Origin of the sequence: Pediococcus stilesii (assembly GCF_001437075.1) — a bacterium.
Lineage (GTDB): Bacteria > Bacillota > Bacilli > Lactobacillales > Lactobacillaceae > Pediococcus > Pediococcus stilesii.
The window spans coordinates 44,400-57,682 of the sequence record NZ_JQBX01000012.1 but is presented as its reverse complement, the minus strand read 5'-3'; the positions used below and the strand labels follow the sequence as shown (position 1 = coordinate 57,682).

The 13,283-nt window shown below is 38.9% G+C and carries 14 protein-coding genes; 11 read left to right on the top strand and 3 right to left on the bottom strand.

Annotated features, from left to right (window positions below):
- Positions 1-97 precede the first annotated feature (97 nt).
- The gene (locus IV81_RS06480) at positions 98-478 is read left to right on the top strand and encodes a VOC family protein (protein WP_057803465.1); all 381 of its coding nucleotides are present in this window, start codon (positions 98-100) and stop codon (positions 476-478) included.
- Positions 479-877: 399 nt separating this feature from the next.
- The gene (gene trpS, locus IV81_RS06475) at positions 878-1,903 is read left to right on the top strand and encodes a tryptophan--tRNA ligase (RefSeq protein WP_057803463.1); all 1,026 of its coding nucleotides are present in this window, start codon (positions 878-880) and stop codon (positions 1,901-1,903) included.
- Between the two features lie 198 nt (positions 1,904-2,101).
- Here the strand turns inward: trpS and IV81_RS06470 are convergent, their stop codons facing one another.
- Both IV81_RS06470 and IV81_RS06465 read right to left on the bottom strand, forming a co-directional pair.
- Positions 2,102-2,428 (bottom strand): AzlD domain-containing protein, encoded by a 327-nt coding sequence (locus tag IV81_RS06470; RefSeq protein WP_057803461.1) that lies wholly within the window; start codon positions 2,426-2,428, stop codon positions 2,102-2,104.
- Positions 2,415-3,122: an AzlC family ABC transporter permease gene (locus IV81_RS06465; RefSeq protein ID WP_057803459.1), complete on the bottom strand. Its 708-nt coding sequence runs from the start codon at positions 3,120-3,122 to the stop codon at positions 2,415-2,417. Before IV81_RS06465 ends, IV81_RS06470 begins: the two co-directional genes overlap by 14 nt.
- Before the next feature lie 226 nt (positions 3,123-3,348).
- Between IV81_RS06465 and IV81_RS06460 the strand changes: the two genes are divergently transcribed.
- The 3 genes from IV81_RS06460 to IV81_RS06450 are packed head-to-tail and all read left to right on the top strand — an operon-like array spanning position 3,349 to position 6,455.
- Positions 3,349-4,281: a Ppx/GppA family phosphatase gene (locus IV81_RS06460; RefSeq protein ID WP_057803457.1), complete on the top strand. Its 933-nt coding sequence runs from the start codon at positions 3,349-3,351 to the stop codon at positions 4,279-4,281.
- Positions 4,282-4,284: 3 nt separating this feature from the next.
- On the top strand, positions 4,285-5,499 hold the full coding sequence (locus IV81_RS06455; RefSeq protein ID WP_057803455.1) for a hydroxymethylglutaryl-CoA reductase, degradative: 1,215 nt from the start codon (positions 4,285-4,287) through the stop codon (positions 5,497-5,499).
- Positions 5,499-6,455 (top strand): hypothetical protein, encoded by a 957-nt coding sequence (locus IV81_RS06450; protein WP_057803452.1) that lies wholly within the window; start codon positions 5,499-5,501, stop codon positions 6,453-6,455. The genes IV81_RS06455 and IV81_RS06450 overlap by 1 nt, the downstream gene beginning before the upstream one ends.
- 85 nt (positions 6,456-6,540) lie before the next feature.
- On the opposite strand, the gene IV81_RS06445 is transcribed toward IV81_RS06450, so the two are convergent.
- A complete protein-coding gene (locus tag IV81_RS06445; protein WP_057803450.1) occupies positions 6,541-6,729 on the bottom strand; it encodes a PspC domain-containing protein in 189 nt (62 codons plus the stop codon).
- Positions 6,730-7,095: 366 nt separating this feature from the next.
- Between IV81_RS06445 and IV81_RS06440 the strand changes: the two genes are divergently transcribed.
- The 6 genes from IV81_RS06440 (at position 7,096) to rsmA (ending at position 13,159) form a co-directional block, all read left to right on the top strand.
- Entirely contained in the window at positions 7,096-7,761 is a 666-nt protein-coding gene (locus IV81_RS06440) for a hypothetical protein (protein WP_057803448.1), read from the top strand.
- A gap of 124 nt (positions 7,762-7,885) precedes the next feature.
- Entirely contained in the window at positions 7,886-8,734 is an 849-nt protein-coding gene (locus tag IV81_RS06435; protein WP_057803446.1) for a DUF72 domain-containing protein, read from the top strand.
- Between the two features lie 98 nt (positions 8,735-8,832).
- A complete protein-coding gene (metG, locus tag IV81_RS06430; RefSeq protein WP_057803444.1) occupies positions 8,833-10,848 on the top strand; it encodes a methionine--tRNA ligase in 2,016 nt (671 codons plus the stop codon).
- Positions 10,849-10,946: 98 nt separating this feature from the next.
- Entirely contained in the window at positions 10,947-11,726 is a 780-nt protein-coding gene (locus tag IV81_RS06425) for a TatD family hydrolase (protein WP_057803442.1), read from the top strand.
- Positions 11,713-12,273, top strand: coding sequence for a ribonuclease M5 (gene rnmV / locus IV81_RS06420; RefSeq protein WP_057803440.1), 561 nt, complete (start codon positions 11,713-11,715; stop codon positions 12,271-12,273). Before IV81_RS06425 ends, rnmV begins: the two co-directional genes overlap by 14 nt.
- A complete protein-coding gene (rsmA, locus tag IV81_RS06415) occupies positions 12,266-13,159 on the top strand; it encodes a 16S rRNA (adenine(1518)-N(6)/adenine(1519)-N(6))-dimethyltransferase RsmA (protein ID WP_057803438.1) in 894 nt (297 codons plus the stop codon). The genes rnmV and rsmA overlap by 8 nt, the downstream gene beginning before the upstream one ends.
- Positions 13,160-13,283 lie beyond the last annotated feature (124 nt).

The following is a 13,283-nucleotide window of genomic DNA, read 5'->3' as shown; positions in this document are numbered from 1 at the left end:
TTCAAAATAAAAAACAACTACCGCTAAAAAAAACGGTCGAGAACTGCAAAACATGGTTTAATAAACGTATAAATATTTCATGCTGGGAGAATAAATTATGCATATTGAACATGTTGCAATCTGGACCAATAATTTAGCAAAAATGAAGGATTTTTATCAAAAATATTTTGAAGTAGAAAGTACAGAATTGTATCTAAATCCTAAAACCCAATTCCAATCCTATTTCCTTAACTTTAAATCGGGAAGTCGATTAGAGTTGACTACTAAAAAATTTCTCTCAGGAAGAGTGGCGGATAGTTTAGGTTATAGTCATATTGCTATTTCGGTTGGAGAAAAAGCGGATGTTGATCGGTTTACGAAGCGTTTTGTTAAAGATGGGTATCCACTATTAAGCGGTCCGCGGACCACAGGGGATGGTTATTACGAAGCCGTTATTCAAGATCCAGAGGGGAATTTAATCGAATTAACCACGGATTAAATTGCGGATTGCCGGTTTCCGTCACATCCTTGATTTAGTCGAGTTCCGTCAACCAACAGTTTGTGGCTAGCGACGCTTAGAAAAACATCCACCCAACCCGTGGACCTTTTCCCAAGCTAGGCTAGTCCTCAACTGCTAATCGGTTTCCGTCACATCCTTGATTTTTTGACATCATCGTTATTTCCATCTAGAATGATATTAAGTAGTAAACCACTGACAGAGAGAAACGATTGCTGAAAAGTTTCATGGTAAGCGAAATGGAGACACAATCGGGCGAAATCCCTTATCTTTCAATCAGAGTGGTAACTTTATAGCGGAGTTACAACTTAGGTGGTACCGCGATTTTTCGTCCTATTGTTCAATTTGAATGATAGGATTTTTTATTGGAGGAAAGAACATATGACAGAAAAAAAGGTTATTTTAACGGGAGATCGCCCAACTGGTAAACTACATATCGGGCATTATGTTGGCTCGTTAAAGAATCGAGTAGAGCTACAAAATACTGGTGACTATGAAACGTTTATCATGATTGCTGACATGCAAGCGCTAACTGATAACGCCCGTGATCCAGAAAAAATTCGGAACAGCTTGATTCAAGTTGCTTTGGATTACCTTGCAGTGGGGCTTGATCCAGCTAAATCAACGATGTTTGTACAATCACAGATTCCGGCTTTGAGTGAATTAACGCAGCATTACATGAATCTTGTCAGCGTTGCGCGTTTGGAACGTAATCCGACCGTGAAAACCGAAATTAAGCAAAAATCTTTTGGTCAGAGTATCCCCGCCGGCTTCTTTACCTATCCGGTTAGTCAAGCAGCTGATATCACAGCTTTTAAGGCTGATACAGTTCCAGTTGGCGACGATCAAGAACCGATGCTAGAACAAACTCGTGAAATTGTTCGTTCATTTAACAGTATTTATCAAAAAGATGTTCTAGTTGAACCAGAGGGGTATTTCCCACCTAAAGGAATGGGCCGAATTCCAGGATTAGATGGTAATGCTAAAATGTCAAAATCGCTTGGTAACGCAATTTATCTTGCTGATGATGAAGACACCATTCAAAAGAAAGTAATGTCCATGTACACTGATCCGCAACATATTCGCGTTGAAGACCCGGGACATATTGAAGGCAACACGGTCTTTACCTATTTGGATATTTTTGATCCAGATCAACAAAAAGTTCAAGAACTAAAGGAACAATATCAGGCAGGTGGACTAGGTGACGTTAAAATTAAACGTTACTTAAATGAAGTTCTTCAAAATGAACTTCGTCCGATTCGAGAACGTCGTGAAAAATTTGCGGCAGATATCCCCGGTGTTTACCAAATTTTGAAAAATGGTAGCGATAAAGCTAATCAAATTGCGGAACAGACATTAAAAGAAGTTCGGGATGCGATTGGGATTAACTATTTTGATAAATTTTAAAAATGAAAATACGACCAAAGTCGAGTTGCTTTTAAGGACTAGCATGCCAAGCTAATAATATAAAACTTGAACTGGATAGGTGTACTTGGTGAACCAGCCGCAAAAGTTCATGTCTGTCACCAATTACACAGACCGACTTGTACTACAACTTAAAAAATACGTGAAAAATCAATTCTAGATTTTTCACGTATTTTTACTTTAATTAAACATCCGAATAATTGCTAAGGACGCCATTCCCACAACTACTATTACTAATAGGCTTTTAGTTGCAATGGCTGAAATGATCGTCGGGATTGTTGCCAGAGCATAATCCATGTTTAACTGTGGCAATTGTCCTTGATGGGCAGTAAATAGGTTACTAAACCAGAGTGTGGTCATGATGACAATTGGAACAAACGATAAAAATTCGCTCACACCTTCAGAGAGTTTAATTTTTTTTAGTAAAACGATCGGTAAGACACGCGACAACCATGTCACTAGGCCGCAACCAACAATGGTGGTTAAAATAATTTTAGAAGAAAGCATGTTTGATAAGGACCCCCGATTCACATCCAACGATGGTTACAACAATAATTACTAATGTTTTTGGTAAGAAAATCATTCCAACGTAAGTCAGGACGATGGCGGTAATGATAACTAAAACTTGTAATTTAAATGAAAATTGACGATCGGCAAGGACTTGTAAATATAAAAGTCCCCAAAACATCGCAATAATTGCGAAATCGAGACCCCATGTTTGGGGATCGCCGATTAAATTTCCAAGCTCGGCTCCAATGATGGAAGAAACAATCCAAGTTAGATATACAATGATATTTGCAGTGTTAAACCATTCAAATGATAGCTGATGATTTGTATGATTGATTTTATTCATTCCTAACGCGAAGCTTTCATCCGTAAGTAATGTTCCAATTTGAACGTTCTTTAAAACTGAATATTTCTCAAAATATGGAGCAAGAGATGCACTCATCAGAATCATTCGAGAATTTACCAAGAATGTTGCGATAATAATTGAGAGAACGGGTGCACCAGCAGTTAACATGCTAACTGTAATAAATTGTGCAGATCCCGCATAAATAATAATTGATATTAACCCGACTAACAAAGTTGAAATACCCGCAGCGTGACCAATTATGCCAAAAGCAATCCCGATTCCGATATAGCCAAAGACGGTTGGCAATGTTTCTTTGATAGCAGATTTGACGCTTAACTCACCGTTCATAGTGTCTTCCTCCTCCATGTAATATTTCTAATGTGGGCATTGCTAATTAAATATATATAGCATAGAGGTATTCTAGTTGGACGAAATCAAGGTGTCAACGAAAAATTAAAAAACATCTCATTTTATTTTAATTTTTGCGAATTAATGCATAGGATAAAGTTCCTTTTATCTCCATCCTAATGGTAAAATAAAAAAGAATATTTTAATTTAAAATGAGGATGCCATAATGAAAAATTTGGTGATTGTAGATTTAGGATCTAACTCTGTAAGAATGGCAATTAACACGATTGCGGAGGATGGATCTTTTAGGGAAATTAAGAGAATCAAGGAAGACTCGCGCATTTCTGAAGGAATGGGGCGAGAACGTCTTCTTCGGCCGCAGGCAATGAATCGAACGATTGATGCTTTACATCGTTTCAAGGTGATTTATGAAGAATACTCAAACATTGAAGTCCGCGGAATTACAACTGCAGCAGTGCGAATGGCGCGTAATCAACGTGAATTTTTAAAGCGCGTTCAAAAAGAAACTGGAATTAAATTAGACGTATTATCTGGAGATGATGAAGCTTACTATGATTACTTGGGAGTAATCAATTCGTTAGAAGTTAAGGATTGTTTGATACTAGATACAGGTGGAGCGAGCTGTGAATTAATTGATGTCCATGAGGGAAAAGCGCGGAATTTAATTAGCATTCCAATCGGAGCTGTCTCACTCTCAGAACGTTTCCATCTAAATAATGCAATTAGGGCTGATAACTTATTTTCCGCAGAAATTTTTGTAAACCAGCAACTGCGTGACATTTGGTGGATTATGGATGCGTTCAATAAACCAATTGTACTACTGGGCGGTGCCAATCGAACTTTGGCCCGCATGAACCGAAGACGACAAAAAATATCACGGATTAATAATATTCATGGGTACCGATTAAAGACGGAATCAGTTAATCGAACATTTAGGGCCTTAATTACACGTAATTTAGATGCACGAAAAAAGATGGCGGGATTGGAAACAAGTCGGGCGGATATTATCGTTGGCGGAATGTTACCTTTGGTGATGTTATTACAAATGATTGACGCCGATCGAGTTATTTTTTCAGAAAGTGGCGTTCGGGAGGGAATTATTTCCGAATACATCAATAAAGGACGAAAAGAGGAGTAACTAATGATTGAAGGGTACCATAAATTGACGCGCGCACAGCAATTGCAAGTTCTTCTTAAAGCGACCGGAATCGATTTTTCTAATTTGAAAGTTGACTCGGTCCATCAGGAGCAAATTGAAAACTACTTGACTGATTTTAGCTTACCGGAAGGAATTGGAGTTAATTTAAAAGTTAATGGAAAAGAATACGTTGTTCCGATGGTGACCGAGGAGCCTTCAGTTATTGCGGCGGCAAGTAATGGTGCTAAAATAGTCAGTCAAGCGGGGGGCTTCATTGCGCAAAGTCAGCGCCTAGTGATAGGCCAACTGTTGATAAGTAAAGCAGGATTTGAAGTAATTGACGAGTACGTTAAAATCAATCAAGAAAAACTCCTTGAAATCGCCAATGCGGCCCATCCGTCAATGCAAAAACGTGGCGGAGGTGCGCTTAAAATGTCCGCTCGCCGATTGGATACGAATAAAACATCGGTGGATTTATTCGTGGATACTAAGGAAGCTATGGGGGCCAACACGCTGAACTCGATGTTGGAAGCCTTGAAGGTCGACTTTGAAAAGCACGTAGTTGATGTTGACATGGCAATTTTATCTAATTTAGCCGATCAAGCGCTAACCGTTGTCACTTGTAAAGTACCAACTAAATCGTTGGGGGACGAACTCGCGCAAAAAATTGTTTTGGCAAGTGAATATGCACAAGTCGATCCGTATCGCGCGGCAACACACAATAAAGGAATCATGAACGGAATTGATGCAGTTGTAATCGCAACTGGAAATGATTGGCGGGCAGTTGAAAGTGGCGCACATGCTTATGCGGCAAGAGACGGGCAGTATCGAGGACTAAGTACATGGAAAATTAGTGATGATCAGTTGGTTGGTAAAATTCAACTTCCTCTACCGGTTGCGACGGTGGGTGGTTCAATCGGAATTAACGCAATGGCCCAATTGAATTTAAAGATACTGGGTTCACCCAACGCTAAACGCTTGGCTGAGATCATTGGTTCCGTTGGACTGGCTCAAAATTTTGCTGCCCTAAAGGCCATTGTTTCGGAAGGAATTCAGCGTGGACACATGCGATTACAAGCCAAATCGTTGTTATTAGAACATGGTGCACCAAATGATAAACTGTCTGAGGCAGTTGAATTGCTAGTTAGTGGGGGCCAGATTAACGCCCAAAATGCAAAAAAAGTTGTCGAAGAAATAAGAAAGAAGGATATGAAATAATGAGTGAAGTAACGGTAAGTGACACGGTCAAATCACTGCTTGAAGAAGTGAATGCAAGTTTTCCCGGAGAAGTGCGGTTAAGTTTTGGTGATGAAAAAGCGGGTTACGTTCGCCACGATCAATCGCAACAATATCATGAAGATGGGAAACTGCTGATTAAGGTTAACGACATAACCGCTCCCGATTATACGGCTTCTCATGAATTAATCCATATGTTGATGATTTTGAAGGGCTTTCCACAACTTTATTTCCAATTATCAACAGGTGAAGAAGATACTGATAATCAATTAATGTTCTTAATTACAGAACTCTACGATGTCATCGCACATGAAGTGGTTGTAGCTGAACAACGACGGCATTATCTAATTGATGACGAAATTGAAGAAGAATTTTTCAAGGGAATTCTAGATGCGGTTGAACCTGAAAAAGACGGAGCTGTGGATGGATTTAGTGCAATCCGGTTGATAATGATGATGGATGCAATTACTTTTTATGGCGAGTATTTAGGACGATTTGAAGATCGATTAATCAAAAATTATCCTACGGCATATCAAACAGCCCAAACGATTATGAAAAAATTAAATCAACGAACAATTACCACGCCGTTTGATTTTCGCCGCAAAGTTATCAAGGCCTTTACGCTGGTTGATGAGCAACTTAAAGAATGGGGATTACCAGAGTTGCATGCCTTAGAATTTGCAACTTTGGGCAGTGTTTTCAGTGAGCGTCAACTCCGATTATCAGTTAAACAGTTGTTCCAAATTTTTCATTCTGATTTACGCGAAAAGGCACAGGACACCCGAGGATTTGTGGGTTTGGGGATTAGTGATCAGCAAAATGCCTTCGTTGTTCCAACTCCTAGCGATAAACCAAGCGACGAATATTTCCGAGAGTTATATGCTAAAAATGTAAAAGAATTTTTTGAAGAAATGCAAATGCCTTATACAATTAGATAGTATGTTTGTTTCTTAAAAAACAACGTAAAACCATCTGTTCGCGACTTTTTAGTGAACAGATGGTTTTTTAGAAGCAAAGTATGAATTAATCTTCAGGCATTACCATCATCGCAACCACATAGATGATTACGCCAGGTATAAGACTTGTAAAAAGAGTTAATGCAGTGTAAATGATTCTTAGTAAAGTGGAATCTAAACCGTAAGTTTCTGCAAATCCCCCAATTACGCCAGAAAAAAAGCGATCGGTCCGTGATTTATGCAATTCTTTATTCATAATGCATCCTCCTCCTTAATTAACAGTCAAAAAGTTATCTTTTTAGTTGTTATGTTGAACCAAATAATCGGTGTCCCCAGGCTCGGCTAATCCTCAACTGCTACCCGGTTTCTGTCACATCCTTATTAGTTGAGTTCCAGCAACCGGCAGTTTGTGGTTAGCGACGCCCAGTGCAACCTCCACCCAACCCGTGGACCTTCCCCCGAGCTCGGCTAATCCTCAACTGCTACTCGGTTTCTGTCACATCCTTATTATATAATAGTTTACAACAGAAGGTTGATTTTTATTAAACGAGATGGATAGAGCATAAATTAAATGTTAAAATAATAAGTACTTACGCATTTGATTATGGAGATTTTTAATACTATGAGTGAAAAAGGTTGGAATATAGCCGCTAACGGAGCGGGAGTTCTTTCACTAGTCGCAGTTTTCTTGTTTGTTTTTAGATTAGTTACCGGAAGAATTGACTTCTGGACAATTTTATTTTTTTCATTAATTGTGACAGGTGCCGTAGCATATGCGTTAATTCACATGATTTTGAAAATTCGAAAATTAACCCCGCATGAAGAATCAGTCGTTAACCAGGTTTCGGATACTAAAGAGTTTGTTGGTTTGTTTTTTAGCATATTAGTAATGATGACAACGGCGGTTGGATTAGAGTTTTTCAGTGGTAGTTCGGTTGGCAAGACCGCCGGAACACTTCTATTCATTTATACGATTGTCGCAATTGTGGTCAAAGTATATGATATTCAGCGGATTACGAGTGCTAAAAGAAAAGGCATTAAACTCGTCCAACAGCATGATTTCAGACATCTTTCGCGTGCTGAGCAACTTGGATTAGGGATGGTGGTTTTAGGCTTGATTTTGATGATGTTCTGGCCTAATTTATCATTTCTGAGTTACATTGGACTGATGATTTTCTTGATTCGACCACTTGTTCACCGGGTTGAAGGTCGGTTGATCGATTTATTATTAATGTGGATTAATTTAATTATGGTAGGTATTTCGGCAATACTAACAATACTTAAATAAATGTAACTGTAATATAATGTGACAGAATCGGGTAACTTTTAAGGATTAAATAAAACGGGTATCAATCCGAGCTGGGTTGGTGCTCGTTTTGCTTAATTGGAAATTTATTTGTGGGGACGATAACATGATTCAAATTGGAATGAGCACGTGGGCCGATCATCCGAGTTTATCGGTCGAAGGAAAAGAGAAATCAACATTAGATGAATATGCGGGACATTTTCCAGTTGTGGAGGTAGACAGCTCCTTTTATGCAATTCCTTCATTATCGAATATTGTCAATTGGCAGCATCAGGTCCCGGAAAACTTTAAATTTATTTTTAAGGCTTCACGGGTGATGACACTTCATGACACGAATGACGACGAGGAATACCTGACTCCGGAACGTCGAATGGAATTTACCTCGTTTCGAAAAGTAATGCAACCACTGATTAACAGTCAACAATTAGAGTCGGTCTTATTTCAATTTCCACCATCGTTTCGCTGTGATTTAACAAACATCCGATACCTTTTTGAAATCCGTGAAATGATGGGAAACCTGCCAATTGCGGTTGAATTCAGAAATAGCAGCTGGTTTACGAAGGCGTTAGAGGCTGACACAATATCGTATTTAGAACGACTGAATATGATTAATGTCACCGTCGACGAACCGTTTGACGGAAACCTTGGGATGCCGTTGGTTTTACAGGTAACCAGTACTGATAAAGCAATGTTTCGTTTACATGGTCGAAACGCCAAAGGTTGGTTTAACAGTGGAAAAGAATGGCGTCGTGAGCGAACCAATTATCGCTATTCAACGGACGAGTTAAACGAGCTAGCAAAGTGGATTAAGGCAGTTGCCGAGCAGGTGTCCGATGTCACCGTGATTTTCAATAATAATGGTAATCACGATGCTGTTGACAATGGTGAAGAACTTCAGAAAATTTTGGGACTACATTTTGAAGGATTAGGACCGGTTCAAATGGATTTATTTTAATGAAATGATGTTTTAACTACTAAATAGACCGGTTTTGGACTCGTCAAAATATGATACAATTACAATTAATTAACTTGACTAGAATAGAGGAACCATAAATGGCAGAAAATAACACATACTATATCACTACTCCAATTTATTATCCGTCTGGAAAGCTACACATTGGTAATTCATACACGACCATTGCGTGTGATGCGGAAGCTCGTTTTCAACGTTTAGAAGGAAAAGACGTCTTTTTTCTAACCGGAACCGATGAACATGGATTAAAAATTGAACAGAAAGCGGAGGCGTTAAATACGACGCCTAAAGCCTATGTTGATGGCATGGCTGAGGATATCCAAAAACTTTGGAAATTGTTGGATATTTCAAACGACAAGTTTATCCGAACAACCGATGATTACCATGAAAAAGCAGTTCAGAAAATTTTTCAGCAGTTACTAGATCAAGGAGATATTTATCTCGGGGAGTATGAAGGCTGGTACTCTGTATCAGATGAAGAATACTTTACAGAATCGCAGTTAGCTGAAGTTTATCGGGATCAAGATGGCAAAGTGATCGGTGGTAAAGCCCCATCTGGGAATGAAGTAGAACTCGTCAAAGAAGAGTCATACTTCTTTAAAATGAGTAAGTACGCTGATTGGCTATTAGATTATTACCAGACTCACCCCAATTTCATCCAACCAGCTAGTCGAATGAATGAAATGATCAATAATTTCATTAAACCCGGTTTGGAAGATTTAGCTGTTACTCGAACTGGCTTTAAGTGGGGCGTTCCAATTCTAAACGATCCTAAGCATGTTATCTATGTCTGGATCGATGCCTTATCGAACTATATTACAGCATTAGGATATGGAAGCGATGATGATGGAAATTTCAAAAAATTCTGGCCAGCTAATGTCCACATGGTGGGAAAAGAAATCGTTCGGTTCCATACAATTTATTGGCCAATTATGCTGCATGCACTTGGCTTAGAACTACCCGATCAAATTTATGGTCACGGTTGGTTATTGATGAAGGATAGTAAGATGTCGAAGTCAAAGGGCAATGTAATCTATCCTGAAACAATTGTTGAAAATTATGGTCTAGATGCATTGCGTTATTACCTATTAAAAGCCATGCCTTATGGGAATGATGGTAACTTTACTCCAGAAGATTTCATTTCAAAAATTAATTTTGATTTAGCTAACGACCTTGGTAATTTACTAAATCGAACGGTTGCCATGATTAATAAATATGAGGGTGGCGTAATTCCAACCTTCCAGAGTAGTGTAAATGCTGTGGATAAAGATTTGGAAGATACGGCTGCTACAACAATTAAAAATTACGAAGAGTTAATGAACGATCTTCATTTTGCTGATGCTTTAGCAGAAATCTGGAAGTTAGTTGCTCGAACAAATAAATATATTGATGAAACAACCCCTTGGATTCTTGCAAGAAATGACGACGATGAGTCTAAGCAAAAATTAGCGAGCGTGATGAATCATCTAGCGGAAAGTTTGCGAGTTATTGCCATTTTGATTCAACCAATGATGACGCAGTCGCCAGCTAAAATTTTTGAGCAACTAGGTTTAGATCCAAAGGGACTTGAGTTGAACAATCTTAAATTTGGGATGATCCCTGCATCAACTAAGGTTGTGGAAAAAGGAACGCCAATTTTCCCACGTTTAGATGTTGATAAAGAAGTCGAATTCTTAAAGAATAAAATGACAAAATCAGATAAAAAGAAGGGAAGAGCGGCAATGGCTGAAACGAGCAAATCGCAACCTGTTGAAACTGATGGAAAAAAAGAAATCAGAATCGAAGCCTTCGATAAAGTTGAATTAAGAGTGGCATCGGTGTTGGAAGTAGGATCTGTTGAGGGTGCTGATAAATTACTTAAGTTTAAATTAGATGCCGGAGATGACCAACCACGCCAGATTCTATCAGGGATTGCTAAGTACTATCCAGATCCTAGTGTTCTAGTCGGAAAGAAAGTCGTAATTGTTGCAAACTTGAAGCCCCGTAAGATGCGCGGTGAAATGAGTCAAGGAATGATTTTATCGACTGAAAATGATGGTAATGTTAACGTTGTAATGGTTGACGAAAATCACCAAAATGGAGACGTCTTGGCTTAAGATAAGATAAACCAAAAGCGAATGATTCGGGCTTTGAATCGTTCGCTTTTCGTCGCTAGGAAGATAAAATTACCCTTTTATATTTTAAGGAGATAAGAATGAAAATTTTTGACTCGCACACTCATTTGAACGATGAAGCATTTTGGGGAAATGAGGAGCAGTATCTTAAACACGCGCAAAAGCTTGGAGTTGTTGCGACTGCGCAGGTGGGTTCTAACACACTTTTAAACGAACGCGCAATTAAGTTAGCTGAAAAGTATTCAAACACGTATGCCATTGTGGGCTGGCACCCTGAGGATGCTAAAGATTTCCATGAGGCTGAACGTACAAAATTAATGCAACAGCTCCAACATCCACGAGTGGTGGCATTGGGTGAGATTGGCTTAGACTATCACTGGGATACCTCGCCACAAAAAGTACAAAGAAAAGTTTTTGAAGAACAAATTGAAATTGCAATGAAAAACAAATTACCAATTGCGATTCATAATCGGGAAGCGACAGAGGACACGTATGCAATCCTAAAAAATGTTGGAAAAAACATCGATGGCGTTATGCACAGCTTTAACGGTAATGTGGAATGGATGGAAAAGTTTCTTGACCTCGGAATGAACATTTCATTTAGTGGAGTGGCTAGCTTTAAAAAAACTAAAGACGTTCACGAAGCAGTTCGTCAAGTTCCATTAGATCGAATCATGGTTGAAACTGACGCACCTTATCTGGCACCGGAACCATTACGTGGCAAACAAAACGAACCAGCCTATGCTCTGTATGTACTTGAGGCACTTGCAAGACATCGAGATATGAATCCAGATGTCCTGGCTCAGGCTACTTATAATAATACTTGCAAACTATATGGGATTGAAAATGAAGAAAATTAAAGAAGTAATTGTTGTTGAAGGTAAAGATGATACAAAAAGAATCAATTTAGCAGTAAACGCGGACACTCTTGAAACAAGAGGATCTGCACTTTCAGATGAGACGATCGAACAAATTCGACAACTTCAGGAAACACGAGGGGTGATTGTTTTCACCGATCCTGATTTTTCTGGAGAAAAAATTCGTAAGACGATTTCGGCCGAAGTTCCAAGCGTAAAACATGCATTTTTAAAACGCCGCGACGCCGTTCCTGATCATAAAGGGAGCCTAGGTGTTGAGCATGCTACTCCGGAGGCAATTCGTCAGGCGTTGGAACATTTGTATACGGAAGACGAGGATGCACTTCCTCAAATTACGCAGGATGATCTAATCAATGCCGGCTTAATTATTGGAAAAAATGCTAAACAGCGGCGAATTCAATTAGGGGAGCTGTTGGGAATTGGCTATGTCAATGCCAAACAACTTCCTAAAAGACTGCAACTATTTCAAGTCGAAAAGAAAGCCTTTGATGTGGCAATGACGCAAATTAATGGAGGAATTAATGAATAATCACATGGATATTGGAAACCCAACTCGAACACGGGCTATTTTAGAAAAATATGGGCTATCTGCTAAAAAAAGTTTAGGCCAAAATTTTTTAACGGATCCTAACGTGCTTCTAAATATTGTCGCAGCGGCTGAAATATCACGTGAGGACGATGTGATTGAAGTTGGACCTGGAATTGGAAGCTTAACTGAACAATTGGCTAAACAAGCACATCATGTGTTAGCTTTTGAAATTGATCAAAACTTAATGAATGTTTTGGATGAGACGCTAGACCCTTACGATAACATTACGATTGTAAATGAAGACGTGCTTAAAGCAAATGTCAATGAGGAAGTTGAGAAGTATTTAGATGGTGACCATCATATGAAAGTGGTCGCTAACCTTCCATATTACATTACAACGCCAATTTTGAAGACGTTTATGGCGAGCACATTGCCAATCGACAAAATGGTCGTGATGATGCAAAAAGAGGTTGCAGAGCGTTTAACAGCGAAACCAGGTGATAAAGAATATGGTTCTCTATCAATTGTGGTGCAATATAAAATGGATACGCAAGTTGAATTTGAGGTTCCTTCAAAGGTCTTTGTGCCGCGTCCGAAAGTTGATTCTGCCATTGTGAGCTTAACACCACACGCAAACTGGGAAGTGATGCCAGACGATGATAAAGATTTCTTTAAAACCGTCCACGGTTGTTTTATGCATCGGCGAAAAAATCTTTGGAATAATATGCAAGGATTATATGGAAAAGATCCTGCCATAAAGGCCAAAATTCAAACAGTTCTGGATGATTTGGAAATTGATCCACAAATTCGCCCAGAACGGCTTACGGTGCTAGATTTCATCAAATTGCATAATCGAATTAAAAAAGAAGGATTGATTCGAAAATAATCCGATTTCATCCCCTTAAAGCATAAAAAAATGAAATGTAAAGCGTTGATATTCAATAGATGGTGTGGTAAAATTGCAAACTTTGTGAAACTATGATAAAATGTTTCACATGGGAAGGTGAAGT

Bases quoted from the DNA above. Each gene is read 5' to 3' on its own strand.
- IV81_RS06425 (WP_057803442.1), top strand. From the start codon at position 10,947: ATGAAAATTTTTGACTCGCACACTCATTTGAACGATGAAGCATTTTGG.
- IV81_RS06440 (WP_057803448.1), top strand. From the start codon at position 7,096: ATGAGTGAAAAAGGTTGGAATATAGCCGCTAACGGAGCGGGAGTTCTT.
- IV81_RS06435 (WP_057803446.1), top strand. From the start codon at position 7,886: ATGATTCAAATTGGAATGAGCACGTGGGCCGATCATCCGAGTTTATCG.
- IV81_RS06450 (WP_057803452.1), top strand. From the start codon at position 5,499: ATGAGTGAAGTAACGGTAAGTGACACGGTCAAATCACTGCTTGAAGAA.
- trpS (WP_057803463.1), top strand. From the start codon at position 878: ATGACAGAAAAAAAGGTTATTTTAACGGGAGATCGCCCAACTGGTAAA.
- rsmA (WP_057803438.1), top strand. From the start codon at position 12,266: ATGAATAATCACATGGATATTGGAAACCCAACTCGAACACGGGCTATT.
- IV81_RS06470 (WP_057803461.1), bottom strand. From the start codon at position 2,428: ATGCTTTCTTCTAAAATTATTTTAACCACCATTGTTGGTTGCGGCCTA.
- IV81_RS06460 (WP_057803457.1), top strand. From the start codon at position 3,349: ATGAAAAATTTGGTGATTGTAGATTTAGGATCTAACTCTGTAAGAATG.
- IV81_RS06445 (WP_057803450.1), bottom strand. From the start codon at position 6,729: ATGAATAAAGAATTGCATAAATCACGGACCGATCGCTTTTTTTCTGGC.
- metG (WP_057803444.1), top strand. From the start codon at position 8,833: ATGGCAGAAAATAACACATACTATATCACTACTCCAATTTATTATCCG.
- IV81_RS06480 (WP_057803465.1), top strand. From the start codon at position 98: ATGCATATTGAACATGTTGCAATCTGGACCAATAATTTAGCAAAAATG.
- rnmV (WP_057803440.1), top strand. From the start codon at position 11,713: ATGAAGAAAATTAAAGAAGTAATTGTTGTTGAAGGTAAAGATGATACA.
- IV81_RS06455 (WP_057803455.1), top strand. From the start codon at position 4,285: ATGATTGAAGGGTACCATAAATTGACGCGCGCACAGCAATTGCAAGTT.
- IV81_RS06465 (WP_057803459.1), bottom strand. From the start codon at position 3,122: ATGAACGGTGAGTTAAGCGTCAAATCTGCTATCAAAGAAACATTGCCA.